The sequence below is a fragment of the Pedobacter sp. UC225_61 genome (assembly GCF_044452285.1).
Lineage (GTDB): Bacteria > Bacteroidota > Bacteroidia > Sphingobacteriales > Sphingobacteriaceae > Pedobacter.
The window spans coordinates 2,565,036-2,588,471 of record NZ_JBIOAL010000001.1 but is presented as its reverse complement, the minus strand read 5'-3'; the positions used below and the strand labels follow the sequence as shown (position 1 = coordinate 2,588,471).

The 23,436-nt window shown below is 34.5% G+C and carries 22 protein-coding genes; 11 read left to right on the top strand and 11 right to left on the bottom strand.

What is annotated here, in order from left to right; genetic code table 11:
• Window positions 1-90 precede the first annotated feature (90 nt).
• From ACHMWN_RS11900 to ACHMWN_RS11870, 7 genes are all read left to right on the top strand, one after another.
• Window positions 91-948 (top strand): SPFH domain-containing protein, encoded by an 858-nt coding sequence (locus ACHMWN_RS11900; protein WP_397301266.1) that lies wholly within the window; start codon window positions 91-93, stop codon window positions 946-948.
• Window positions 948-1,484 carry a hypothetical protein gene (locus tag ACHMWN_RS11895; RefSeq protein ID WP_397301263.1) on the top strand — a complete coding sequence of 179 codons (537 nt, stop codon included), beginning with the start codon at window positions 948-950 and terminating at the stop codon, window positions 1,482-1,484. The genes ACHMWN_RS11900 and ACHMWN_RS11895 overlap by 1 nt, the downstream gene beginning before the upstream one ends.
• On the top strand, window positions 1,468-1,647 hold the full coding sequence (locus ACHMWN_RS11890) for an Arc family DNA binding domain-containing protein (RefSeq protein WP_397301261.1): 180 nt from the start codon (window positions 1,468-1,470) through the stop codon (window positions 1,645-1,647). The genes ACHMWN_RS11895 and ACHMWN_RS11890 overlap by 17 nt, the downstream gene beginning before the upstream one ends.
• Window positions 1,648-2,327: 680 nt before the next feature.
• Window positions 2,328-3,506 (top strand): acetyl-CoA C-acyltransferase, encoded by a 1,179-nt coding sequence (locus tag ACHMWN_RS11885; RefSeq protein WP_397301258.1) that lies wholly within the window; start codon window positions 2,328-2,330, stop codon window positions 3,504-3,506.
• Window positions 3,507-3,512: 6 nt separating this feature from the next.
• Window positions 3,513-4,442, top strand: a complete 930-nt coding sequence (locus ACHMWN_RS11880; protein ID WP_397301255.1) for a hypothetical protein — start codon at window positions 3,513-3,515, stop codon at window positions 4,440-4,442.
• Between the two features lie 107 nt (window positions 4,443-4,549).
• Complete coding sequence (locus ACHMWN_RS11875) at window positions 4,550-6,133, top strand: peptide MFS transporter (RefSeq protein WP_397301252.1); 1,584 nt, start codon at window positions 4,550-4,552, stop codon at window positions 6,131-6,133.
• A gap of 108 nt (window positions 6,134-6,241) precedes the next feature.
• Complete coding sequence (locus ACHMWN_RS11870) at window positions 6,242-6,970, top strand: polyprenol monophosphomannose synthase (RefSeq protein WP_397301250.1); 729 nt, start codon at window positions 6,242-6,244, stop codon at window positions 6,968-6,970.
• Here the strand turns inward: ACHMWN_RS11870 and ACHMWN_RS11865 are convergent.
• From ACHMWN_RS11865 to proS, 5 genes are all read right to left on the bottom strand, one after another.
• Complete coding sequence (locus ACHMWN_RS11865) at window positions 6,958-7,473, bottom strand: YdeI/OmpD-associated family protein (protein ID WP_397301247.1); 516 nt, start codon at window positions 7,471-7,473, stop codon at window positions 6,958-6,960. The two genes, ACHMWN_RS11870 and ACHMWN_RS11865, sit on opposite strands and share 13 nt — an antisense overlap.
• Window positions 7,474-7,548: 75 nt before the next feature.
• Window positions 7,549-8,403, bottom strand: a complete 855-nt coding sequence (locus ACHMWN_RS11860; protein WP_397303582.1) for a TIGR02757 family protein — start codon at window positions 8,401-8,403, stop codon at window positions 7,549-7,551.
• Between the two features lie 90 nt (window positions 8,404-8,493).
• Window positions 8,494-9,633, bottom strand: coding sequence for a cystathionine gamma-synthase (locus tag ACHMWN_RS11855; RefSeq protein WP_397301244.1), 1,140 nt, complete (start codon window positions 9,631-9,633; stop codon window positions 8,494-8,496).
• A gap of 2 nt (window positions 9,634-9,635) precedes the next feature.
• Entirely contained in the window at window positions 9,636-10,328 is a 693-nt protein-coding gene (locus tag ACHMWN_RS11850) for a hypothetical protein (protein WP_397301242.1), read from the bottom strand.
• A 9-nt stretch (window positions 10,329-10,337) separates the two neighbouring features.
• On the bottom strand, window positions 10,338-11,810 hold the full coding sequence (gene proS / locus ACHMWN_RS11845) for a proline--tRNA ligase (RefSeq protein ID WP_397301239.1): 1,473 nt from the start codon (window positions 11,808-11,810) through the stop codon (window positions 10,338-10,340).
• 105 nt (window positions 11,811-11,915) lie between these two features.
• On the opposite strand from proS, the gene ACHMWN_RS11840 reads away from it, so the two are divergent.
• Together ACHMWN_RS11840 and ACHMWN_RS11835 are read left to right on the top strand one after the other, a co-directional pair.
• On the top strand, window positions 11,916-12,839 hold the full coding sequence (locus ACHMWN_RS11840; RefSeq protein WP_397301237.1) for a hypothetical protein: 924 nt from the start codon (window positions 11,916-11,918) through the stop codon (window positions 12,837-12,839).
• 18 nt (window positions 12,840-12,857) lie between these two features.
• Window positions 12,858-14,366, top strand: a complete 1,509-nt coding sequence (locus tag ACHMWN_RS11835; RefSeq protein WP_397301234.1) for an OmpP1/FadL family transporter — start codon at window positions 12,858-12,860, stop codon at window positions 14,364-14,366.
• Between the two features lie 54 nt (window positions 14,367-14,420).
• Here ACHMWN_RS11835 and ACHMWN_RS11830 read toward each other — a convergent pair whose 3' ends face one another.
• Window positions 14,421-16,259 (bottom strand): UbiD family decarboxylase, encoded by a 1,839-nt coding sequence (locus tag ACHMWN_RS11830; protein WP_397301231.1) that lies wholly within the window; start codon window positions 16,257-16,259, stop codon window positions 14,421-14,423.
• 96 nt (window positions 16,260-16,355) lie between these two features.
• The gene (locus tag ACHMWN_RS11825; RefSeq protein ID WP_397301228.1) at window positions 16,356-16,835 is read right to left on the bottom strand and encodes a Dps family protein; all 480 of its coding nucleotides are present in this window, start codon (window positions 16,833-16,835) and stop codon (window positions 16,356-16,358) included.
• 174 nt (window positions 16,836-17,009) lie between these two features.
• On the opposite strand from ACHMWN_RS11825, the gene ACHMWN_RS11820 reads away from it, so the two are divergent.
• Window positions 17,010-18,314 (top strand): LysM peptidoglycan-binding domain-containing protein, encoded by a 1,305-nt coding sequence (locus tag ACHMWN_RS11820; protein WP_397301226.1) that lies wholly within the window; start codon window positions 17,010-17,012, stop codon window positions 18,312-18,314.
• Window positions 18,304-18,942 (top strand): uridine kinase, encoded by a 639-nt coding sequence (locus ACHMWN_RS11815; protein WP_397301223.1) that lies wholly within the window; start codon window positions 18,304-18,306, stop codon window positions 18,940-18,942. Before ACHMWN_RS11820 ends, ACHMWN_RS11815 begins: the two co-directional genes overlap by 11 nt.
• An 82-nt stretch (window positions 18,943-19,024) precedes the next feature.
• On the opposite strand, the gene ACHMWN_RS11810 is transcribed toward ACHMWN_RS11815, so the two are convergent.
• From ACHMWN_RS11810 to ACHMWN_RS11795, 4 genes are all read right to left on the bottom strand, one after another.
• Entirely contained in the window at window positions 19,025-19,684 is a 660-nt protein-coding gene (locus ACHMWN_RS11810; protein ID WP_397301220.1) for a 3-oxoacid CoA-transferase subunit B, read from the bottom strand.
• A 1-nt stretch (window position 19,685) separates the two neighbouring features.
• Window positions 19,686-20,384, bottom strand: a complete 699-nt coding sequence (locus tag ACHMWN_RS11805; RefSeq protein ID WP_397301217.1) for a CoA transferase subunit A — start codon at window positions 20,382-20,384, stop codon at window positions 19,686-19,688.
• Window positions 20,385-20,546: 162 nt separating this feature from the next.
• The gene (locus ACHMWN_RS11800; protein WP_397301215.1) at window positions 20,547-22,916 is read right to left on the bottom strand and encodes an endonuclease MutS2; all 2,370 of its coding nucleotides are present in this window, start codon (window positions 22,914-22,916) and stop codon (window positions 20,547-20,549) included.
• Between the two features lie 4 nt (window positions 22,917-22,920).
• Entirely contained in the window at window positions 22,921-23,388 is a 468-nt protein-coding gene (locus ACHMWN_RS11795) for a DUF4296 domain-containing protein (RefSeq protein WP_397301212.1), read from the bottom strand.
• Between the last annotated feature and the right edge of the window lie 48 nt (window positions 23,389-23,436).

Below are 23,436 nucleotides of genomic sequence, written 5' to 3'. Positions count from 1 at the left end.
CGAGATTGATTTACCCTAAATATTTTCACGATTTTATTTGTTTATATCAACTATTATGTTTCACTTTATGATATCAAATTAATATCAATCATGTATCAAGAAAAAATCATTAACCCACCATCTGGGTATTTAGCATTAGTTTTATTTTTAGGACTATTAGCAACTGCGATATTTTGTTTTGCAGCAGAAAGTTTTGTTTTTGGCAGTATCATTTTAACACTTGATTTTTTGCTGGTTATGCCAGGATTAATTATTGTGAACCCTAACGAATCAAAGGTACTAACCCTATTTGGGCAATATGTTGGCACAGTGAAATCTGATGGTTTCTTTTGGGTAAATCCTTTCACCTCTAAAAGTAAATTATCACTTCGTGCTCGTAACTTAAACGGACAGCAATTGAAAGTGAATGACAAAATGGGTAATCCGATAGAAATTGCAGCCGTAATTGTATGGCAAGTTAAAGAAACTGCCAAAGCTACTTTTGCTGTAGAAAATTACTTGCAATATGTTAACATACAAAGCGAAGCTGCAGTTCGACATTTAGCGAATAGCTTTGCATACGACAATATGGAAGACGAAAGTGCAGAGATTACCTTAAAAGATGGTGCTGAAAAAGTAAGTGTGCTTTTAGAGGAAGAATTAAATGAGCGTCTTTCTAGAGCTGGAATTGAAGTAATTGAAGCCCGTATTTCTCACTTAGCCTATGCACAAGAAATTGCAAGTGCGATGTTACAGCGTCAACAAGCAACAGCCGTTATTGCAGCTAGACGATTAATTGTTGAGGGTGCAGTTGGTATGGTGGAAATGGCTTTAGAAAAATTATCGCAAAAAGGTATTGTAGAATTAGACGAAGAGCGTAAAGCTGCAATGGTAAGCAATCTTTTAGTGGTGCTTTGCGGAGATAGACATGTGCAACCTGTTGTAAACACTGGTACATTATACAATTAATGGAATTTAAAGAAGTACAAAAGTTAAAATTATGGTGGTTATATGTGCTATTGGGTATAGAAACCATTATAGTTGGAAGTATTTTATTTTTAGATAAGGGCGGAATAACTTTACATGATTTAAAAGCAAGTTATTTCGCTCCTATTTGGGCTTTGTTATTGCCTCATGTCCTTATTTATTTCATTACTAAAAACTCGCTTACCCTAGTCATCGATCAATGTGGACTGAGGTATCAATATTGGCCATTTACAAAAAAAAGAGATATCTCTTGGACTAAAATCACTAAAATTTACCTTCGAAAATACGATGCATTAGGCGAATATGGTGGATGGGGAGTTAAACATCGCCTGTGGTTTAAATTTAACGATAAAGCCTATATTTTTAACGACAACACCACAGGTTTACAATTAGAATTGAGCACTAACAAAAAGTTACTTTTTAGCATCACTAATCCAGAGGAGCTAGCACTTTTTCTCATTAATTTAAAACATCAATACCACATAGGAGCTATAGAAAGCGATGTCAGAGAAAGATAAAAAAGCATTTGTGTTAAGAATAAATCAAGCTTTATTGAAGGAAATAGAGCAATGGGCGGCTAATGAATTTCGTAGTACGAATGGACAAATTGAATACTTATTGAGCGAAGCTATTAAGGCAAAGAAGAAAGTTAAAGGTAAAAAACCAAGTTCTGAAGAGTAACAATATCAGTTCTTAAATAACGTGTTTTCTGAATGAAAAATAGTTAAAACACTTAATTGTCCGCTCTTTGCCGCGGGGGCATCAAAATTCCCCTTGATGGGAATTATGCAAAAGATCAAGACAGGAACGAAGCTTCCACGCTCTAGGCTAACCCATGGCACGCCGTTGCTGTCTGTCCTACGCTCTTTGGACTGTGCAAAATCAATTTGATCGTGCTGAAACAAGTAGCAAGCTCTTCTTATCTCATCAAGTTTCTTAAGTTAAAACTCTGTCACTATTGGCTAGTGTCCCACCTGCCGAAATATCCTTCATCGTTCCACTCTTTGCCGCGGTGGCATCAAACTTTTCCCTTGATGGAAAAGTATGCAAAAGATCAAGTCAGGAACGATGCTTCCACGCTCTGGGCTTACGCATGGCCCGCCGTTCCTGTCGGCCCTACACTCTTTGGAACTGTGGAAGATCATTATGATGGTGCTGAAATAAATAGCATGTTCTTCTTATATCGCATAAGTTCCCTAAGCTAAAATCCTTCATCATTTCAGTTCTTTGAAGATGAGGCATTACGTTATCGGTCAGGTTTACATCACAAAAACCATTTCTACTAAGTAAAAAGCAATTTTTCATGCAAAAATTCGGGGTCAAATACCTAAATTGCGCCACCAAATATTAAAAAATATCATATGAAAGATGTAGTGATTGTAGCTGCAATCAGAACGCCTGTTGGCAGTTTTGGCGGCTCATTAGCCAGTTTCTCTGCAACCCAATTAGGTGGCTTCGCCATCAAAGCAGCTGTAGAAAAAGCAGGTTTAAAACCAGAGAATATTCAAGAAGTTTATATGGGCAATGTGCTATCTGCAAATTTAGGGCAAGCACCAGCCACACAAGCCGCAAAATTTGCAGGCTTACCAGATTTACCTGCCACTACCATTAATAAAGTTTGCGCATCGGGTACGAAAGCTATTATGTTAGCCGCACAAAGTATAGCCCTTGGACAAAATAATATTGTTGTAGCTGGGGGTATGGAAAGCATGAGTAATGTACCATACTATTTAGATAAAGCTCGTAATGGCTATCGCTTGGGCCATGGTCAGCTAACTGATGGCTTGATAAAAGATGGTTTGTGGGATGTTTATAATGACTATCACATGGGTTCTGCAGCAGAACTGTGTGCCGAAACCTGTAACATTACTCGGGAAGCACAAGATAACTTTGCCACAGAATCGTACAAAAAGGCACAGGCAGCTCAAGCAACGGGCAAATTCAGCGATGAAATTATTCCAGTAGAACTAAAAGATCGTAAAGGTGATATCACTTTATTTAGTAACGATGAAGAACCTTTTGCTGTAAAATTTGATAAAATACCTAGCTTAAAACCTGTATTTAAAAAAGATGGAACAGTTACGGCTGCAAATGCATCGACTTTAAATGATGGTGCTGCAGCTTTAGTTTTAATGAGTGCAGATAAAGCTAAAGAAATGGGGATTAAACCGCTAGCTAAAATTTTAGCTTACGCTGATGCACAACAAGCTCCAGAATGGTTTACCACTGCCCCATCTAAAGCAATTCCTTTAGCACTGAGCAGAGCTAATTTAACTGTCGCAGATGTTGATTACTTCGAGATTAATGAGGCGTTTGCTGTGGTTTCTTTAGCTAATAATCAAGAAATGGGCTTAAAAGAAGATACTGTAAATGTAAATGGCGGTGCAGTTGCTATTGGTCATCCACTAGGTGCTTCCGGTGCTAGAATAGTGGTTACCTTACTTTCAGTTTTAAATCAAAATAAAGGTAAAATTGGCGTTGCTGGTATTTGTAATGGCGGCGGCGGTGCTAGTGCAATAGTTATCGAAAACTTGCGTTAACAAACTATGCTTAAAGCTTTTATAGGTCATCTATTCCTCTTCGTTTTGGTAAGTGTGTGGTGTTCAAAATCAAGCGCACAACACACCTACAATCTGAACAATAATCCAACATTAGATGTTTACCAAGATTCCCTAGTTGTGCTAAGCGAAGCTACTTTTGCAGCTAAAGACGACCTTACTCGTTTTGAAAAGAATGCACAGTTTGTTAAAAAACTAGTTGTGGCGTTAAAAGTTAATAACTCATTTAAGTACAACTTTGATTCTTTAAAACGTGTTTCTATCTTAAAATCTCCAGACAATTCTTTTCGCATTATTACTTGGTTTGTTCCGACTGACCAAGGTACTTATCGTTATTATGGTACCATTCAGCTCGGAACAACCAATGGAAGTTTAAATTTAATTCCATTAGCAGACGGCACCCCTACTATTGCCGATCCAAACGCTATTACCAATGGAAAAAATTGGTTTGGTGCACGTTATTACGAAATGATTCCTGTGATTGTGAATGGAAAACAGCCTTATTTTATCCTTTTAGGTTGGAAAGGAAATGATCAGAAAACGACCAAAAAAGTGATTGAAGTGTTATCTTTTGATAAGAATGAAGCCGTTTTTGGAAAGAACATTTTCGAAACAGTTAAAAACGGTGCGTTAAAAAACAGAGTTGTTTTTGAATACAACAAGCTTAACTCCATGACTTTAACGGTTGATGCAAAAACCAACATGATTGTATTTGATCATTTAGCTCCATACGACTCTAAAATGATTAATAATTTTGAGTATTATGGTTCTGACTTAAGTTTTGATGGATATAAGTTAACTTGGGGCAAATTATCATTGGTTGAGGATGTAGAATTAAAAAATGATCCTTCTCCAAATGACGATTTTTATGGGAAACCAGTAAAAGCATCTACTATTGTTACAAAATCTATTCACTAAGGCTATATTTAGCGCATTTTAAAATTTGTTACTATGCGTACATGTACTTATCTTGCAAATTGAAAATTACACACAAATTAAAAAACTATACAATTTAAACGTTTAAGATGGCAAATAAAACAACTAGCCTAAGCCAAGATCAGGCACTTGATTTACACCTACAAGAAAACGGTGTAGAAACACAAAAAATTATTAACCATCCTGTCGGACTATTTGTGCTCTTCTTTACCGAAATGTGGGAAAGATTTAGTTATTATGGCATGCGAGCACTATTGGTGCTTTTTTTGGTTAGTGAAGCAAGTAAAAACGGATGGGCATGGTCTAGAGAAGATGCTTCATCTTTATATGGATGGTACACTGGATTGGTATATCTAACACCTATTTTAGGGGGCTACATTGCCGACAAAGTAACTGGATATAAAAAGGCAATTATACTAGGTGCCCTGATTATGACCTTAGGACATGCCTCTATGGCTTTGGAAGGTGTGAGTCAAAATTTTTTCTATATCGGTCTAGTATTATTAATTACAGGTAATGGATTATTTAAACCAAATATCTCTTCTATTGTTGGTCAACTCTACCCTGCAATTAGCGATAAAAAAGACGCAGCATATACCATTTTCTACATGGGCATTAACTCTGGTGCTTTCTTGGGAATTTTAATGTGTGGTTATGTTGGTGAAAAAGTAGGTTGGCATTGGGGCTTCGGATTGGCAGGAGTTTTTATGTTCTTTGGCATGTTGCAGTTTTATTTCGCACAAAAGCTATTTGGTAAATTAGGTGGCAAAACCACGCAGGCACAAAACGATAAATCAGACCAGAATGAAACTTTACCTAAAAAAGCGATTAATCAAAGATTATGGGTAGTTGGAATTCTATCAATTTTTACTATTTTCTTTTGGATGATATTTGAGCAAGCAGGTGGATCAATGACCATCTTTGCAAAGGATTACACTTTAAGGATTTTATCTGGAAACCCAGCAATAATTTTTAAGTGGGTTGATGCCATACTTACTATCTTCCCGTTAATTGCTGTTTCGATTGTACTAATTGCTCTCGCCAAAAAAATATCAACTAAATATCCATTAACAATATTATTTACTGCAATTAGTTTTGTTATTATCTGGGGTTTAGCTATTTGGAAAGTTCAAAAAGAATTTACCGCGATAAATACTGAAGTTCCTGCCTCATGGTTCGGTATTTTGAACTCTTTCTTTATCGTCTCGTTAGCGCCTTTCTTTTCTAAATTATGGGAAACTAAATTTAATCCCAGTGGACCAATCAAATTTGGTTTTGGGTTAATTTTTGTTGGTTTAGGTTTTGCTGGCCTTGCCTACGGAGGTATGAATATCCCTAAAGGAGCAAATTTTGCTCAAGTAAGCATGTTTTGGTTAATCTTTGCATATTTCTTCCACACTGTTGGCGAACTTTGTGTATCTCCAGTTGGATTATCTTACGTGAGTAAATTGACACCAGCTAGGCTAGTTGGACTAATGTTTGGGGTTTGGTTTACTTGTACTGCTATTGGTAACAAATTAGCAGGCGTAACTAGCGGATTAATTGATAAAATTAATGCACAATATTCAATATCTATTTTCTTTGTGATATTAACTGTAATCCCAATAATAGCAGGACTAATTTTATTCTTGTTAAATCCAATATTAAAAAAATGGATGCATGGTGTTCATTAATAGAATTTAACATGATTTAACTAAAAGCCCGTAAAGAATTTCGGGCTTTTAGTTTTTAATAGCTAATTTCGCCAAATCAAATTGCAGTTCTAAAATCTAAAATTACCAGTGTCCGATAGCTTAGTCATTATTCCAACGTATAACGAAAAAGAAAACATTGAAAAAATTATTCGTAAAGTTTTTTCTTTAGATTATGTTTTTGATTTATTGATTATAGATGACGGATCTCCAGATGGAACTGCAGATATTGTAAAGGGACTACAATTAGAATTCCCAACCCAATTACATCTAGAACAACGTGCAGGCAAACTTGGTTTGGGTACAGCTTATATTCATGGGTTTAAATGGGCGTTAGAGAGAGCATATGAATATGTTTTCGAGATGGATGCCGATTTTTCTCATAATCCAAAAGATCTTATCAGACTACATGAAGCTTGTGTAAATGGTGCTGATTTAGCCATCGGATCAAGATATGTGAAGGGTGTAAATGTAGTTAATTGGCCAATGGGTAGAGTTTTAATGTCGTACTTTGCTTCTATATATGTGCGATTTATTACAGGAATTACTATACAAGATGCGACTGCAGGTTTCAAGTGCTATCGTCGTAAAGTATTGGAAACCATTCCAATGGATAAAATCAAATTTGTGGGTTATGCTTTCCAAATTGAGATGAAATTTACCGCCATCAAATACGGTTTTAACGTAGTGGAAGTTCCTATTATTTTTACGGATAGAACTGAAGGAACATCGAAAATGAGTACTCGTATTTTTAGAGAAGCCTTTTTAGGTGTGATACAAATGAAAATAAATAGTTGGTTTCGTACTTATAAGCGTTGATCGTTTTTCGTCGCCCGTATCATTTCTCCGAAATTGTATTTCTTAGCCATTGCATTTACAATCATTACAATTCGTTTCGTTCGAGTGGTCTCAGTTTTAGCTGTATTTAGCCAATTGATAAAATAATTCTGATGGGATTTTGGCATGGATAAAAATTGTTGAAGTAAGGCTTCTTCATCTGCAAAACAAATTTCAAGGTCATCTGGCATTTCAATTTTAAAATCAGCATCAAAGCTTAACTTTAATTCTACTACAGCACCTGCTTCTTTTTTTAATTGTTTTCTTAAGGATGTTTTTAATGCAATAATAAAATCTCCTTCGCCCATTGGTAATAAACCAATTCCGCTTACTTCAACGTTATCTAGTGTTCCCTTTACTCTAAAACTTCTTTTTTCATTTGGTTTAATTTGATCGGCAATTGCTTGAGGTACAAAGACGTAACTCCAACCCGTTTTTTCGCCCATGGCATCAAATTTTTCTATTTCTGCTTTAAAGTTTACCATACGCTAAATTAAAAAAGATTGAAACATTAAGGCAAGGAGAGAATTAAGTTTATATACTTAATTTGTTAATGCTTACTAAAACTTCTCTTCAACCCCTAAACCAAAAAGTGCAAAATCATATTTCACAGGGTCGTTTACATTGAATTCCTTAAGCTTAGCCGTAAGTTCTACAGCAGTTTGCCAATCGGTTTGTTTTCGATTAATTAAACCTAATCTTCTTGCTACTCTATCTACATGGACATCGCATGGGCAAATTAATTCTGAAGTGGGAATTGTATTCCAAATTCCGAAATCTACACCACACTTATCTTTACGGACCATCCATCTTAAAAACATATTTAAACGTTTACATGTAGATTTTTGCAATGGCGAAGAAATGTGTTTAATGGTTCGTAGTGGGAAATCAGGTAAGCTAAAAAAATAAGCTCTAAAATGATTTAAGGCTTTTTCTGCTGTAAAACCGTCAATCGTAAATTCCGTTAACATACATGAAGACGAATATAACTCTACATCGGTATTGCTTATTTCTGGTAAATAATTTGGATTAATAGTTTGTTGAGGTAAAAAAGCCGTTTCTAAACTATTGGATTGTGAGTAATGGTATTTAAAAAAAGAAACAAAATACAATAAATCTGTATCGTTAAAAGTGCGATGTTTAAAACCTAGCAATCTTTTTAGGTCCGTATCGCTATGATTTAACATAAACTGATACGGTTGGTTATCCATTCTTAAAAAAAGTTCATTGCACTTATTAATAATGGTTTTACGTTGACCCCAAGCTAAAATTGCCGCAAAGAATGCGGCAATTTCAATATCTTGCTTCTTGGAATACTGATGTGGAATAGAAATTGGATCGTTTGTTATAAAGTTTGGCCGGTTATATTGATCAACTTTAAAATCTAAAAAATCCTTTAACTCGTTAAATTCCATTTTATGATTCATTCGTCATGCTGGATTTAGTTCAGCATCTTTCTAATATTACTAATTTAACAGACCCTGAAATAAATTCAGGGTGACGGCTTACGAAAGTGCTTGATCTAAATCGGCTAACAAATCGTCAATATCCTCTACTCCTACACTTAAACGCAATAAATTATCAGTCACACCTACTTTTTCACGTTCTTCTTTTGGGATAGAACCATGCGTCATGCTTACTGGATGATTAATTAATGATTCTACTCCACCTAAAGATTCTGCTAATGAAAACACTTTAAAACGAGATGCTACTCTGAATGTTTCCTTTAAATCTGCATCTTTTAACGTAATTGAAACCATTCCTCCAAAACCACGCATTTGTTTTTTAGCGACATCGTGATTAGGATGATCTTCGAAACCTGGCCAATAAATTTTATCAATTTTAGGATGTTTTTTCAGATAATGAGCTATCTTCTCTCCATTTTCACAATGTGCTTTCATGCGTAAATGCAAGGTTTTAATTCCTCTTAAAACTAGAAAAGCATCTTGTGGACCTGGTGTTGCGCCACACGCATTATATACAAAGAATAAATCTTTGTACAATTGCTCGTTATTGGTAAGTAATGCACCCATCACCACATCAGAGTGACCACCAATGTATTTTGTAACCGAATGCATTACGATATCGGCACCTAAATCAATTGGATTTTGTAAATATGGCGAAGCAAAAGTATTATCAACTGTTAGTAATATATTGTTCTTTTTGGTGATTTTAGCTACACCCTCTATATCAATAATACGCATAGTGGGGTTTGTAGGGGTTTCTATCCAAACCAATTTGGTATTCTCGTTAATATAAGGAATGATATTTTCTGGTTTAGATAAATCTAGAAAGTGAAATTTAATGCCATACTTCTCATATACTTTTGTGAAAATACGATATGAACCTCCGTATAAATCATTACCTGTAATCACTTCATCGCCAGGCTTTAATAAGCGTAACACTGCATCAGTAGCGCCCATTCCACTGCTAAATGCTAATCCGTACTTACAGTTTTCCAGCGCAGCTAAACAATCTTCTAAAGCCTTACGTGTTGGGTTTGTACCTCTCGAATACTCGTAACCCTTATGCTCACCTGGTGACTTTTGCCAGTAAGTAGAAGTCTGATAAATTGGTGTCATTACTGCACCAGTTGTTGGATCTGGCTCTTGACCAGCATGGATAGCTTTTGTTGCAAATTTCATGTCTATATATTGTTTTGCTGTATTTCTGAGTTAAATAAATAACCTAAGCGTTTTCCTGTTGGATATCCACTCGCGGCTACTAATGTTTGTTTTTGATGTAAGGTTACATCTTTAATCTGTGCAAATGGGGGAAGCAATAAATCTGTATTTAAACACAAAAGAATTGATCTTTCTAAAATATCCGTTAACTTTTCTTCCGTTAGTAGATTAGCTTCAAAATCTTCATATAAAAACCCTAATGCTCCATCTCCTTCTACCATAAAGTGCTTTTCTTTATTTACTAAGATACGAGCAATCAAAGATCCCTCATCTGCCAAGCGATTGTATTTAATAGAATCTGCTAAAAAATTATGAATATAGATTACACCACAGTAGCTCAAGCTTTCATCCGCTTTCACGTAACTAGTTTGAAAAATAGAATGGCCTTCATCAAAATTAAACACATTGCTGTGCATAGATAACATTAGCATATCTCCAGAGAATTTCAATTGCGCTTCAAACTGGTTATTCTCTCGATAATTTACTTCCACAGAAGGATCTTTATGGGTATAATCGTTATGTAGTTTTGCTGCAATTTTAGAAAGAATGGTTTTAGTCAAACCAAAAACTTCAGCTGTACTTCGGTAAATTGCCTGTTTTAAGGAGGCTTTACTTTCTAGTTTACCAAGTATTTCTCTATAATTTTCGTCCTGCATAAAATGTTTTTAATACGCTCTTGCAAACAACACTCTTTGTGTAGATGGTTTACCAGTCAAGATACAAACACCATCTTCTTGCTTATTGTTTAAAGGAATACATCTAATAGTTGCTTTAGTTTCCTCTTTAATTTGCTTTTCAGTCTCTGCTGTTCCATCCCAATGTGCAGAAATAAAACCTGTCTTTGTATCTAATAATTCTTTAAACTCCTGATAAGAATTTGCTTCTGTAATGTGTTCTTCTCTAAACTGATGAGCTCTATTGTAAATATTCTCCTGAATTTCTTCCAATAGCTTTGAAATGTAAATATCTAATCCTTCTTGTGGCACTGTGAATTTTTCCTTCGTATCTCTACGAGCTAATTCTACTGTTTTATTTTCCATATCTCTACCACCAATTGCCAAACGAACTGGAACTCCTTTTAACTCGTATTCTGCAAACTTAAACCCTGGTCGCTGACTATCTCTGCTGTCGTATTTTACCGAAATACCTAATCCTTTTAATTTAGAAGTAAGTTCATGAACAAAGGTTGATATTTTAGCTAAATCTTCATCTCCTTTATAAATAGGCACAATAACTACTTGAATTGGTGCTAATTTTGGAGGTAACACCAAACCAGCATCATCACTATGTGCCATTACTAAGGCTCCCATTAAACGTGTTGAAACTCCCCAAGATGTTGCCCAAACGTGCTCTAATTTTCCTTCTTTATTGGTAAATTTTACATCAAATGCTTTAGCAAAATTTTGACCTAAAAAGTGAGATGTTCCTGCTTGTAATGCTTTTCCATCTTGCATTAACGCTTCAATACAATAGGTATCTAAAGCACCTGCAAAACGTTCTGTTGGTGTTTTTTTACCTTTTACAACGGGTACAGCCATCCAGTTTTCTGCAAAATCAGCATATACATCTAGCATTCTCTCCGTTTCCTCAATAGCCTCTTGTGAAGTAGCGTGTGCGGTATGTCCCTCTTGCCATAAAAACTCAGTAGTACGTAAAAACAAGCGAGTTCTCATTTCCCAACGTACCACGTTTGCCCATTGATTAATTAACAAAGGTAAATCGCGATATGATTCAATCCAGCCTCTGTAAGTATTCCAAATAATCGTTTCAGAAGTTGGACGAACTATTAATTCTTCTTCAAGTTTCGCCGTTTCATCTACAATGATATTACCATTACCATCATTCTTTAAACGATAATGAGTGACAACTGCGCATTCGGTTGCAAAACCTTCAACATGTGCTGCTTCTTTAGAAAAATATGATTTAGGAATAAACAAAGGAAAGTAAGCATTGCTATGGCCAGTATCTTTAAATTTCTGATCTAAAACCGCCTGCATTTTCTCCCAAATTGAATAACCATATGGCTTAATTACCATACATCCTTTAACCGATGAATGCTCGGCTAAGTCGGCTTTTATAACAATATCGTTATACCACTGAGAATAATCGTCATTTTTGCTTGTAATACCTTTACTCATAACTATTTGGAACGTTTTTTGTGTTAAATTTCTTGTAATATCGTTTACAAAGCTATAAATTTATAGCTACAATTTGATTGCACACACAAACAAAACACACATATCATGAAACCTAATCATTTACTCACCGGTATGCTAGCGGTAACTGCCTTGTTGGTTACCTCCTGCTCTACTCCTAAATTGGCACAAAACAATGCCATTCAGGATGATGTGTACAACACAACTGCACAAGCTAAGGAATACAAAGTTTCTGAGCCAGTTCAAAGTACACAAAAAGACAATACAACAAGCGACTATTACGGAAAAACAGATCCATACTATGACATGGATTATTCTTCTCGTATAGATAGATTTTATTACGGAAATCCTTATAGACCATATTACGATCCATATTACAATTATTACGGTTACAGTTCTTATTATAGCCCTTACGGCTATTATGGTGGCTTTAATTATGGTTATAATAATTGGTATAGCCCATATTATTACAGCTATTTTGGAAGCCCATATTATAATCCATATTGGGGAATATATTCAAACTATAACTACTATGGCACAGGGTATTATGGTGGTTACGCTGGCGGTTACTACGGTGGCGGTTATTATGCGGGCAGAAACAACAATAGTCCAAATTATGGTGCTAGACCAAGCCGAGGAAGTGAAAACGGCGTAGGAAGAGGAAATGGAAGTGGCTATTATGGTGGTGGAAATCAAGTTGGCCCACCTACTAGAGCAAATAGTGGAAACAATACTACAGTTACAAGAAGCAGATCCGAAATGTATAATCCAACAAATAATGGAAGTACTACTCGTCCAAGCAGCACAAGTGATGGTAGACCTAGCAGAAGTACAGAATCATCAGCTAGACCAACTAGAACTAGCGAAGCGCCTTCTAGACCTGAACCAACTTACAACCCTCCTCCACAACAAAGCTCTCCACCTCCATCAAGTAGTGGTGGTAGATCTGAAAGCTCTGGCGGCGGAAGCAGTGGTGGCGGTGGTAGACCAACAAGAGGTGGGGGTAGATAATCTAAATTAACTGAACACATGAAAAAAATTATAACACTGTTAGTGGTAGCTATAGTAGCTACCACCAGTAATACCTACGCTCAATATGCGAGCGATGCGCTTCGTTTTTCTCAAACAAACTATGGAAGTACGGCTCGTTTTAAAGCAATGGGTAATGCTCAAGTTGGCGTTGGTGGAGATATAAGCTCTTTAGGTGGAAATCCTGCAGGGTTGGGTTTATTTACTAAATCTGAGTTTAGCTTAACACCAGAGTTTAATCAAACTGGTATGAATGCAAATTACCTTGGTCAAAATACCAATACAGACAAAAGTGAATTAAATGTAAATCAAATTGGCGCTGTATTTTTCATGCCAGCTTACAAACAAAAAGGACAGGATACTAAAAAAGGATTAATTAGTGCTGTATTTGGATTAGGATACAATAGAACCAACGATTATAGTGGAGAATTAAATTACGGTGGATCTAACAATAAAAATTCAATAGCAGATTACTTTGCTGAACTTGGCGGAAGTACAACGCCTAATAATTTAGCAACCGGGAGTTTAGAAAGAATGGCATATGATAATTATTTGATTAGCTATGATAGTCCTGCAAATAATTACTACCCTGAAACTTTTGCAGAAACAGCTAGCCCAAATATGCAACGCAAAAATGAAGTAAGAAGTGGTTCTATTTCTGAATTTAATTTTTCAGGAGCAGTGAACGTATCAAATCAATTTTATATTGGTGCTAGTATTGGCCTAGTTGATTTAAAATATAATAGTGATGCCCAATATGAAGAAAGTGGAAAAGCTAGAGAATATGATGCTGGTGGTAATTTAACTGGAGCTAATATTAATTATAAATTGTTATTTAACCAAAGCCAAACAACAAAAGGCTCAGGAGTAAATGGTCGATTAGGAGTAATTTTTAGAGCAGCAGAGGGACTTAGATTAGGGGCAACAATACAAAGTCCAACATGGTTTATTATTGATGATACTTATACCGAAGGTCTTGATAATAGAGGAACAATTAGAGGAACTACTGCAAGTAAAACGTATGATTTCACCTACAACTTACGTACACCATTAAAGGGATCTTTTGGTGCAAGCTATATTATTGGTGGACAAGCTATTATTTCTGCTGATGTTGACTTTGTTGATTACGCAAGCATTCGATTCTCTACTGATAATAGCGCTGATAGAGGCTTGATTAGTGATAACAATACTGACGTTAGAAATAATTATAAAAGTGCCGTTAATTATAGAGTTGGAGCAGAATATAAACTTAATAATATAAGTTTAAGAGCTGGTTATGGCCTAAATGGAAGCCCATATAAAAGTGATAACGATGGCTTTTTCGATACTAAAATGTACAGTGGTGGTTTAGGATATCGTGTAAACAACTATTACATCGACTTAGCTTATCAAAGAGTAGAAGTTGAAAATAGTTTTAGTCCTTACACATTAAATAATGCGAGTGAACCTCTTGCAGCTGTTAAAAACACAAAAAACAACGTTTTATTAACTATAGGCTTGAGATTTTAAGAGAAATTCAATTCAATAAAAAAGCCATTTAGGTAATGCTAGATGGCTTTTTGTTTAGTAAATAATCCCATATAAAGAACTACCCTTTTCTGCTAGTTTATCTACCAGCTTTTCAATTTCAGGATCTTTAATTAATTCTGGTGCATGATGAGGTTTTTTACGAGCATCTATAATCAATGGCCCTTCGCATCCCCAATGTTTATTTATCGTGAAATCATTTACACCATCTATGTCTGAAGCTGGATTGCTTCTTGTAAAAGTTACCCAAACCAAATTGTTAATGTTGGCGGCAGTAAATTCAGCATCATCACATAAAACTAGTAGCGGTAAATCAGAAAGATTTTGTGATTTGAGATGTTCCTTTAGGATATTTATTTCTTGTTTACTTGCTATTCCGTTTTCATATTTATTTCCTGTTACAGCTAAAATACCCGGCATAACTATCTTATAGTTTGTATTTCCTTCCGGTAAACTAAAATCAGCTGGTAATTTTTCTAATAAATTTCTTTTCTTGGCACCAGCAGCCGCAAAAACGATCTTTGAACCAGAATTTAACCCATCTCCAGAATAATCTAAGGTATCGATAGTGGTGTTGGTGTAAAAATGTAAATCCTTTTTTAAATCAATTCTTTCCAGCATATGCTGAAGAAATAAAGCAATATTAGTTGTACTTAAATTCTCATTATCTTCTCTTGCAGCAATGAATAAATATTTTGCTAAGCTGAGCTGATTTTTCCCTAAAATATGATTTGCGATGGTTAATATTTCTTGTGGCTTGCGTTCTTTTAAAAATGGTGTATAACGTTCACTTCCAATTGCAAACAACAATGGGTGTACACCTGCAGCGTCAACAGCATTCACTTCTTTTAATCCTGGAACTTCTTGAGGAATTGCCGAACCTGTAATTTCATGAATTAAAGCACCAAAACTAGTGTCCTCTTGCGGTGGTCGACCAACTACAGTAAAGCTCCATATTGCATCTTTTTTATGATACACATTATGTACTTTCATTAAAGGAAATGGATGAGTTAAACTATAATAGCCTAAATGATCTCCAAATGGACCTTCTGGTTTATTTTCTTGAGGATAAACCGTACCTGTAATTACAAAATCAGCATCGGCTGAAATACAAAAACCTTCATCATCATAAAAATAACGGAATCGGCGATTGCCTAATGCACCAGCAAAAGTAAGCTCAGACAATCCTTCTGGTAAAGGCATAACTGCTGCCAATGGATGAGAAGGTGGACCACCTACAAATATGCTTACTTTTAACGGTAGCCCTTTAGCATTTGCTTTAGTTTGATGAACACCAATACCTCTATGAATTTGATAATGCAAACCAATTTCTTTATCTGTTACATATTTATTACCTGCTAATTGAATACGATACATCCCTAAATTACCATGCATTACCCCTGGCCGATCAATATCTTCAGTAAAAACTTGGGGCATAGTAATAAACGGACCACCATCCATTGGCCAATTTACTATTTGAGGTAAACTGCTAATGGTAGTTTTTTGAAAAGTATTTTTAAATAACGATTGTTTTAAAGGCAAAGCCGATAAAGCTGTTAAAGCGGAACCAGCAGATTTAATGGGATTTTTTAATGCTTTGATTGGATCTGATCGTAAAGCGACTAGCTGTTCTACTTTTGGTAAGCTATCACGAAACATAAATTTTGAGCGCTCTAATGTACCAAAAAGATTGGAAACTGCTGGAAATTTGCTTCCTTTTACATTCTCAAATAATAAAGCTGGGCCTTGGTTTTCATATACACGTAAATGAATAGCCGCCATTTCTAAATATGGATCTACTTCTTCTTTAATTCGAATTAAATGTCCATTTTTTTCAAGATCTGCAACGCACTCGGCTAAATTTTTGTAACCCATGGTCAAAGATAAATATTTAGAAAGCTCTAACACAAAAAAGCCACAGATTTGCAGATTTAATTCTACCTATCTGTGGCTTATTATGTTTTTTATAAATTACTTTTTACCTAAGAAAGAACGCAACATCCACGTTGTTTTCTCTTTAAATTGCATAAAGCGGTTTACCATATCGTTACTGCCATCATCCCCAGCTTTATCTGTTGCTTCTAATAAATCTCTTTCTAGTTCAATTAATTTCGACATATCATCCAAAACAGTTTCAACCATGGTCATGTCATCCATGCCAATTGTGTTCACTTCTTTAATTGTTGATTCTTTAATATAATCAGAAAAACGACTGTGAGGTGGTTTACCCAAGGTCAATACACGTTCTGCAATCTCATCAATTGTAAGTTGAGCATTTGTATATAATTCTTCGAATTTGATATGTAAAGTGAAAAAATTCTGGCCTTTCACATTCCAATGGCAACCTCTTAACTTTTGATAATGAATATGATAATTAGCTAAATAATCATTTAGCATATCTACTACAGGTTTTACTTCTTTTTCATTTAAACTGATTTCTTTTGCGTCCATGGTATTTTATTTTAGAGTTTTTTTGTTTGAGTATCAACAACAAACCGTGTTAAAAATGGTTTGTTAAATTTAAGATTTTTAAACAATAGATATGTCATAATATCGTTTTACATACGTTAATAACGTAAAATATATTATTCGTATAATTGTCGTTCCAAATATTTCAAGAAATTAATGCATAAAATATACATACTATTACTAGCCACTTTTTCGCTCAGCATTTCTATCTCATACGCTAACACCAAAGTAGATTCGATTGGAGTTGAAAACAATAACGGAAAAAAATTAATTATCCATAAAGTTGAAGCTAAGGAAACTTATTACTCTATTTCTAGAAAGTACAATGTAAATTATAAAGATGTAATGACTTACAATGACAGTAAGTTTTTGCAAATTGGTGTTATTCTTAAAGTTCCAACTAACATTCCATTTACAGCAACTGCTACCTCAACAGCTGTAACTAATACCGATATTATTGAGCATGTGGTTAAAGCAAAGGATAACCTAAATATGCTTGCAGAAAAATATGGAACCACTGTAAGTGAAATTAAGAGAGTTAATAATTTAACTTCAATCAATCTTCAAATTGGTCAAGTTTTAAAAATCCCTGCAAATGGAAATACAATTGTTCAAGAAACTGCTATTGCGACTGCTCCCGTAGTTTCTAAACCTGCATTAGCTAGTAGCGATAACTCAACAACGATAGAACATGCTGTTAAACCCAAAGAAAATTTAAATTTATTGGCAGAAAAATATGGTACAACTGTTGATGAAATTAAAAGATTAAATGGACTTTCATCAAGCAATTTACAAATTGGTCAGGTGTTAAAAATCCCATCAGCTATTGCTACTAATTCTGATGTAGCAGTTGAAAAAGTAGTTCCTACTCCAACACCAAAAAGTTATCAAAAACCAGTTAATGAAACACAAAATAGTAATGCAACTGGTGGTTTTGAACATACGGTTATTACAGGTGAAACAATTTACACTATTGCAAAAAAATATGGGTTAACTACTTATCAACTTAAAACATTGAACGGCTTACCTTCTAATGAGTTAACTGTAGGGCAAAAATTAAAGATAATTGGTGCTAAGCAAGTAACTGAAACTATAGAAGATGAAAATGTTGGAGAAAATTCAAATACGATAAAAGATCCTTCTTTAAAATATGCACCAAGTAGATATGGTCTTACTCAAATAGAAGAAAAAGGTACGGCAGTATGGATTTCAGATCAAGATTTAGATCCTAGCAAAATGCTAATTTTACATCGTACAGCTCCAGTTGGCACTATTGTTAAAATCACTAACCCAATGAGCAACCGATCAACTTTCGCAAAAGTTGTTGGTAAATTTACAGAGAATGAATCGACAAAAGATGTTATCATTGTAATGACAAAAGCAGTAGCAGATGCTGTTGGTGCTTTAGATAAACGCTTTTTTTGTAATATAACCTACGGCGCTCAGGAAAATGAACAATAAAACTCCATTAATAATCGGTATTGCAGGTGGTAGCGGTTCTGGTAAAACATTTTTTCTAAATAGTTTTTTACATCACTTTAAAAATGATGAAGTCACACTTTTATCTCAGGATGATTATTACATCCCAGCAGGTGAAATGACACAAGAAGAAAATAAATTATACAATTTCGATTTACCATCTACCATTGATGACGAACAATTTCTAATAGACATTAAGAAATTAATTAAAGGTGATGTTGTTTATAAGAAAGAGTACAATTTTAACAATCCATTAGCCGTAGTAAAGATTTTAGAAATCAATCCTGCTCCAATTCTTATTGTAGAAGGACTTTTCATTCTTCATTTTAAAGCAATAGCTGAACTATTAGATCTTCGCATATTTATAGAAGCCGATGAAAAAGTAGCGTTAGAGCGTCGTATTAAACGTGATGGAATGGAAAGAGGGTATCCTGAAGATGATGTACTTTACAAGTGGAATAATCACGTTGTGCCTGCATATAATGAATTTTTATTACCCTATCGCGAAAATTGCAATAAAATAGTGGTAAATAACAATGATACACCTGATGATATTATCAGAATTACTGAAGAAATTTCGGACGAATTAAAGGCGAAGTTTTGCAAGTAGCGTAATATTTAACCGCAAGTTCGCAGATTATTATTTTATACCTAGTAAAGATAAATCTGCGAATCTGCGGCTTTCAATCTAATTAATCAATTCTCATTTCTGGCACATTATCATCAGCGTAAAGCTTACCTAGTGTAGCATTTCTAATAAAGTCTACACTTACACCTGGTGCTCTTTCTATTAGTTTAAATCCTCCCTCCGGCAACACATCAAGCACTGCTAGTTCTGTCACTATTTTCTTAATACACTTTATTCCTGTTAAGGGCAGCGTACAATTAGGTAATAATTTGCTTTCTCCTGCTTTGTTTACATGTTGCATAGCCACAATGATATTCTTAGCAGAAGCCACTAAATCCATTGCACCACCCATACCTTTAACCATTTTACCAGGTATTTTCCAGTTGGCAATATCCCCGTTTTCTGAAACTTCCATTGCGCCTAAAATTGTTAAATCTATTTTTTGAGCTCTAATCATACCAAAACTCATTGCGGAGTCGAATATTGAAGATCCTGGCAAAGTTGTGATAGTCTGTTTTCCTGCATTTATTAAATCCGGGTCTTCTTCTCCTTCAAAAGGAAATGGTCCCATACCCAATAATCCATTCTCTGATTGTAAAACGATATTAATATCACTTGGGACATAATTAGCAACCAACGTAGGGATACCAATCCCCAAATTCACATAATAACCATCTTTTATTTCTTTTGCGATACGTTTCGCAATTCCGTTTTTATCCAGCATTTTATTTGGCTCTAACTGTTCTTTGTTCTATTCTTTTCTCGTAATTATTTCCCTGAAAAATACGATGAACATATACACCAGGTGTATGAATTTGATCGGGGTCTAATTGACCTGCTTCTACTAATTCTTCTACTTCAGCTATTGTAGTTTTACCAGCCATTGCCATTACAGGATTAAAATTTCGACTAGTAGATCGGAAAATTAAATTACCAGCGGTATCGCCTTTCCAAGCTTTTACCAATGCAAAATCTGCCTCAAAAGCATATTCCATTAAATAATCTTTACCGTTAAAATTTCTTACTTCCTTACCTTCTGCAACTTCAGTCCCTACTCCTGCTGGAGTAAATATGGCTGGCATGCCATAACCCGAAGCTAAACAACGTGTTGCCAATGTTCCTTGAGGTATTAGTTCAACTTCTAACTCTCCACTTAATAATTGGCGTTCGAATTCAATATTTTCTCCTACATATGAAGAAATCATTTTTTTAACCTGACGGGTTTGTAAAAGTAAGCCTATTCCAAAATCATCTACACCAGCGTTATTCGCAATACAGGTTAGGTTTTTGACACCACTTTTTACCAATGCAGCAATGCAGTTTTCGGGAATACCGCACAAACCAAAACCACCAAGCATTAAGGTTTGTCCATCACAAATATCTTTAATTGCTTCATCAGCACCAGCTACAACTTTATTAATCATATACTCTGTTTTATGGCTAAATTATAAAGTTATTGGGCCTTTTCCAAATGCATTAACCGATTATTGCATTGTACATTTTACACTAAGATACCTGCACAAAAATCGTCAATTGTAAGGAATTAAGCAGATTATAGAAATATTGTATCTTATTTACGTTCTAAATTATTTTAAATGAACATACGTAATTCCATCTCCTCCTCTATCTGCGTGTTCATCTTCTAAATGCGTAACCTCTTTGTATTTTTTGAGATGTTCCCTAATCAGTTTTCTTAAAATGCCATCACCTTTACCATGAATTAGTTTAATAGATGGAAAACCCAACATAATAGCTTTATCCAAATAATTTTCTACTTCTTGTACAGCATTTTCTCCACGCATTCCGCGTAAATCCAATTCAGGTTTAAAGTTGGTAATCGCATCAGATATTCTACCAGAAAATGAATTGCTTTGTACCACTTTTTTCGCTTGGCGATTGCTGATTTTTTGAACTCTATTTCTTTTTACTACCGAACGCAAATCGCCTAATGCTAACACTAAATTATCGCGATTAATTTCTAAAACTTGGCCGCTTGTTTCTGTATTGATAAGTTGCACCCAATCTCCAATTTCAATTGCAGAATTATCAATTTTAATAACAGGTTTACGCTCTTCTTTAACTTCGTTTTTAGCTAAGCTTTTTTGCAGATTTTGTCTTAATTCTTTTGTTACAAGCTTATCTGCTTGTTTTTCTTTTATTTGAGCTATAGTATTTTCTACCAGTTTATTCGCATCGCGGATGATGTTTTGAGCTTCTAATTTTGCTTCTTTGATTAAAATTTTCTTATTTTCCTCTAAAAAGAGCTTTAGTTTTTCATTCTCTGCAACTAAGTTTTTAACCTTGTTTTGTTGATTTGCTAAATTGATTTTAGTTTCATGAATTTGCCTTTTCTCTTTTTCTAAATCAACCAGTAAACTATCAATACTATTCTGATTTGTGCCTGTTTTTTGTTTGGCTAGTGCTAAAACTTCTTTTTGCAAACCAATATTTTGAGCAATTTCGAAAGCGTAAGAACTTCCAGGTTTACCTAAATCTAAAATATATAGCGGTTTCATTTTGCTATTATCAAATAGCATCGAAGCATTTTCTAATCCATTAGTGTTGCCCGCAAATAATTTTAAATTAGAATAATGTGTAGTAATTACACCTCGAACTTTCTTTGAATTTAAAACTTCTAAAACCGCTTCAGCCATTGGGCCACCAAATTGAGGATCAGTTCCAGTTCCAAACTCATCAATTAAAACTAATGTTTTTGGCGAAGCATGTTCAACAAAATAGCGCATTTTTGTTAAGTGAGCACTGTATGTACTCAAATCAGATTCGATAGATTGATCATCACCAATATCTGCAAAAATCTGATCAAATATTCCCATTTCGCTAGCTTCATCAACAGGAACTAGTAAACCCGTTTGCAACATCATTTGTAGCAAACCAACTGTTTTCATGCAAACTGATTTACCTCCAGCATTTGGCCCAGAAACTAAAACAATCCTTAAATTTTCATTCATATGAATATTTAAAGGGACTACTGTTTTCTTTTCTGCTGCAAAAGATAATAACAACAATGGGTGTTTTGCGTTTATCAACTTTGTTTTAGCCTCTTTTAACAATACAGGCATATTTGCCTGAATATCAATTGCAAAAAGTGCTTTTGCTCTTACAAAATCCAGTTTAGTTAAGAAACCATGATACGACAATAAAAGTGGCGTATAAGGCCTTAATTCAGTCGTTAACGCTATTAAAATCTTAATGATTTCTCTACGTTTATCAAATTCTAAATCGCGAAGTTTATTATTTAACGTAAAAACTTCTTCAGGTTCTAAATAAACAGTTTGTCCACTTGCAGATTCATCATGAATAAATCCTTTCAATTTTCTTTTGTTTTCCGCTAAAATTGGAATACAAATTCTACCATCACGAACGGTCAAACTACCATCAGCAACCCAGTTTTTACTAACAGCCATTTTGTAAATGGAATCCATTCTTTTACGAACTTCTTGTTCGCTTTTGGCAATTGATGCAGTAATTTCTTGTAATTCTGAAGAAGCATTTGGCTTTATTTTACCTTTTGGATCTAAAATAGCTTCTATCTTTTTAAGAATATTTTTTTCTATTGGTAAGTGTTCAAAAAGAGCTTCGAGATTAGGATATATTTCTTTTCGTTCATCAAAAAATCTGATTACAGAAAAAACCGTTTGTAAGGATGCATAAATCTGGAAAAGCTCATCCTCCATTAAATACGTACCTTCTACTCTAATTTTATCAGCAAGCACCTTAATATCGAAAAATGTACTGATTTGTAAAGGTTCCTGATTTTCTAAAATACTTTTAAATTCATTTGTTTGACGAAGAAACTTATTTATTTGGTCATATTTCGTCATCACCTGCATTTTATTAACCAATGCTTGGCCCATTGTACTTAAACAATGTTGATGAACCATTTGTCGAACTTCATTAAAGCCCAACCTTTCTTGGCAATTTTCAGGATACAGCATATACTTATTGAACTGGATAATCGATTGTATACATTTTTAATGGATTAGTACCCATTTTAAAAGTTGAATCTAAAGATTTTGCTGGTGGAGCTAGCAATGCGGCACCAGATAGCGAAGTTTTAATGTTTTCTAATGCAATCATTTTTGAAAAATCTTCCTTTTCTTTATTCAAATTTAAACTAATGTTATCGTACATTTTTTTCATCACATCTGGATGCTTATAATAATAATCTAAACTCTGATTGTACAAAGCAGAATCTATTCCAAATTTTTTATAAATACCCTTATATAGTGAAGAAATAATCTTTTTAGAGCTATCTGGATTTGCAAAAGATGTAGAATACCCATCTACAATGTGAATATCATGCAATACTTTCTCCATTTTATCTGGCTGGATAATGTCTTTTGGAATACCAGGCTTACAAGCATAAAACAAGGCACAAAGTATAAGGATGACAAAAAATCTTTTCATTATTAATAAAACCTTTCTTATTTCTTAGCCAAATTGCGCTAAGGTTAT

Excerpts from the sequence above, each read along its gene's own strand:
- ACHMWN_RS11850 (WP_397301242.1), bottom strand. The coding sequence starts at position 10,328 with ATGCAGGACGAAAATTATAGAGAAATACTTGGTAAACTAGAAAGTAAA.
- ACHMWN_RS11800 (WP_397301215.1), bottom strand. The coding sequence starts at position 22,916 with ATGCTGTATCCTGAAAATTGCCAAGAAAGGTTGGGCTTTAATGAAGTT.
- ACHMWN_RS11810 (WP_397301220.1), bottom strand. The coding sequence starts at position 19,684 with ATGCTGGATAAAAACGGAATTGCGAAACGTATCGCAAAAGAAATAAAA.
- ACHMWN_RS11805 (WP_397301217.1), bottom strand. The coding sequence starts at position 20,384 with ATGATTAATAAAGTTGTAGCTGGTGCTGATGAAGCAATTAAAGATATT.
- ACHMWN_RS11895 (WP_397301263.1), top strand. The coding sequence starts at position 948 with ATGGAATTTAAAGAAGTACAAAAGTTAAAATTATGGTGGTTATATGTG.
- ACHMWN_RS11865 (WP_397301247.1), bottom strand. The coding sequence starts at position 7,473 with ATGGTAAACTTTAAAGCAGAAATAGAAAAATTTGATGCCATGGGCGAA.
- ACHMWN_RS11860 (WP_397303582.1), bottom strand. The coding sequence starts at position 8,403 with ATGGAATTTAACGAGTTAAAGGATTTTTTAGATTTTAAAGTTGATCAA.
- ACHMWN_RS11855 (WP_397301244.1), bottom strand. The coding sequence starts at position 9,633 with ATGAAATTTGCAACAAAAGCTATCCATGCTGGTCAAGAGCCAGATCCA.
- ACHMWN_RS11820 (WP_397301226.1), top strand. The coding sequence starts at position 17,010 with ATGCATAAAATATACATACTATTACTAGCCACTTTTTCGCTCAGCATT.
- ACHMWN_RS11885 (WP_397301258.1), top strand. The coding sequence starts at position 2,328 with ATGAAAGATGTAGTGATTGTAGCTGCAATCAGAACGCCTGTTGGCAGT.
- ACHMWN_RS11795 (WP_397301212.1), bottom strand. The coding sequence starts at position 23,388 with ATGAAAAGATTTTTTGTCATCCTTATACTTTGTGCCTTGTTTTATGCT.
- ACHMWN_RS11840 (WP_397301237.1), top strand. The coding sequence starts at position 11,916 with ATGAAACCTAATCATTTACTCACCGGTATGCTAGCGGTAACTGCCTTG.
- ACHMWN_RS11830 (WP_397301231.1), bottom strand. The coding sequence starts at position 16,259 with ATGGGTTACAAAAATTTAGCCGAGTGCGTTGCAGATCTTGAAAAAAAT.
- ACHMWN_RS11880 (WP_397301255.1), top strand. The coding sequence starts at position 3,513 with ATGCTTAAAGCTTTTATAGGTCATCTATTCCTCTTCGTTTTGGTAAGT.
- ACHMWN_RS11825 (WP_397301228.1), bottom strand. The coding sequence starts at position 16,835 with ATGGACGCAAAAGAAATCAGTTTAAATGAAAAAGAAGTAAAACCTGTA.
- proS (WP_397301239.1), bottom strand. The coding sequence starts at position 11,810 with ATGAGTAAAGGTATTACAAGCAAAAATGACGATTATTCTCAGTGGTAT.
- ACHMWN_RS11835 (WP_397301234.1), top strand. The coding sequence starts at position 12,858 with ATGAAAAAAATTATAACACTGTTAGTGGTAGCTATAGTAGCTACCACC.
- ACHMWN_RS11890 (WP_397301261.1), top strand. The coding sequence starts at position 1,468 with ATGTCAGAGAAAGATAAAAAAGCATTTGTGTTAAGAATAAATCAAGCT.
- ACHMWN_RS11815 (WP_397301223.1), top strand. The coding sequence starts at position 18,304 with ATGAACAATAAAACTCCATTAATAATCGGTATTGCAGGTGGTAGCGGT.
- ACHMWN_RS11875 (WP_397301252.1), top strand. The coding sequence starts at position 4,550 with ATGGCAAATAAAACAACTAGCCTAAGCCAAGATCAGGCACTTGATTTA.
- ACHMWN_RS11900 (WP_397301266.1), top strand. The coding sequence starts at position 91 with ATGTATCAAGAAAAAATCATTAACCCACCATCTGGGTATTTAGCATTA.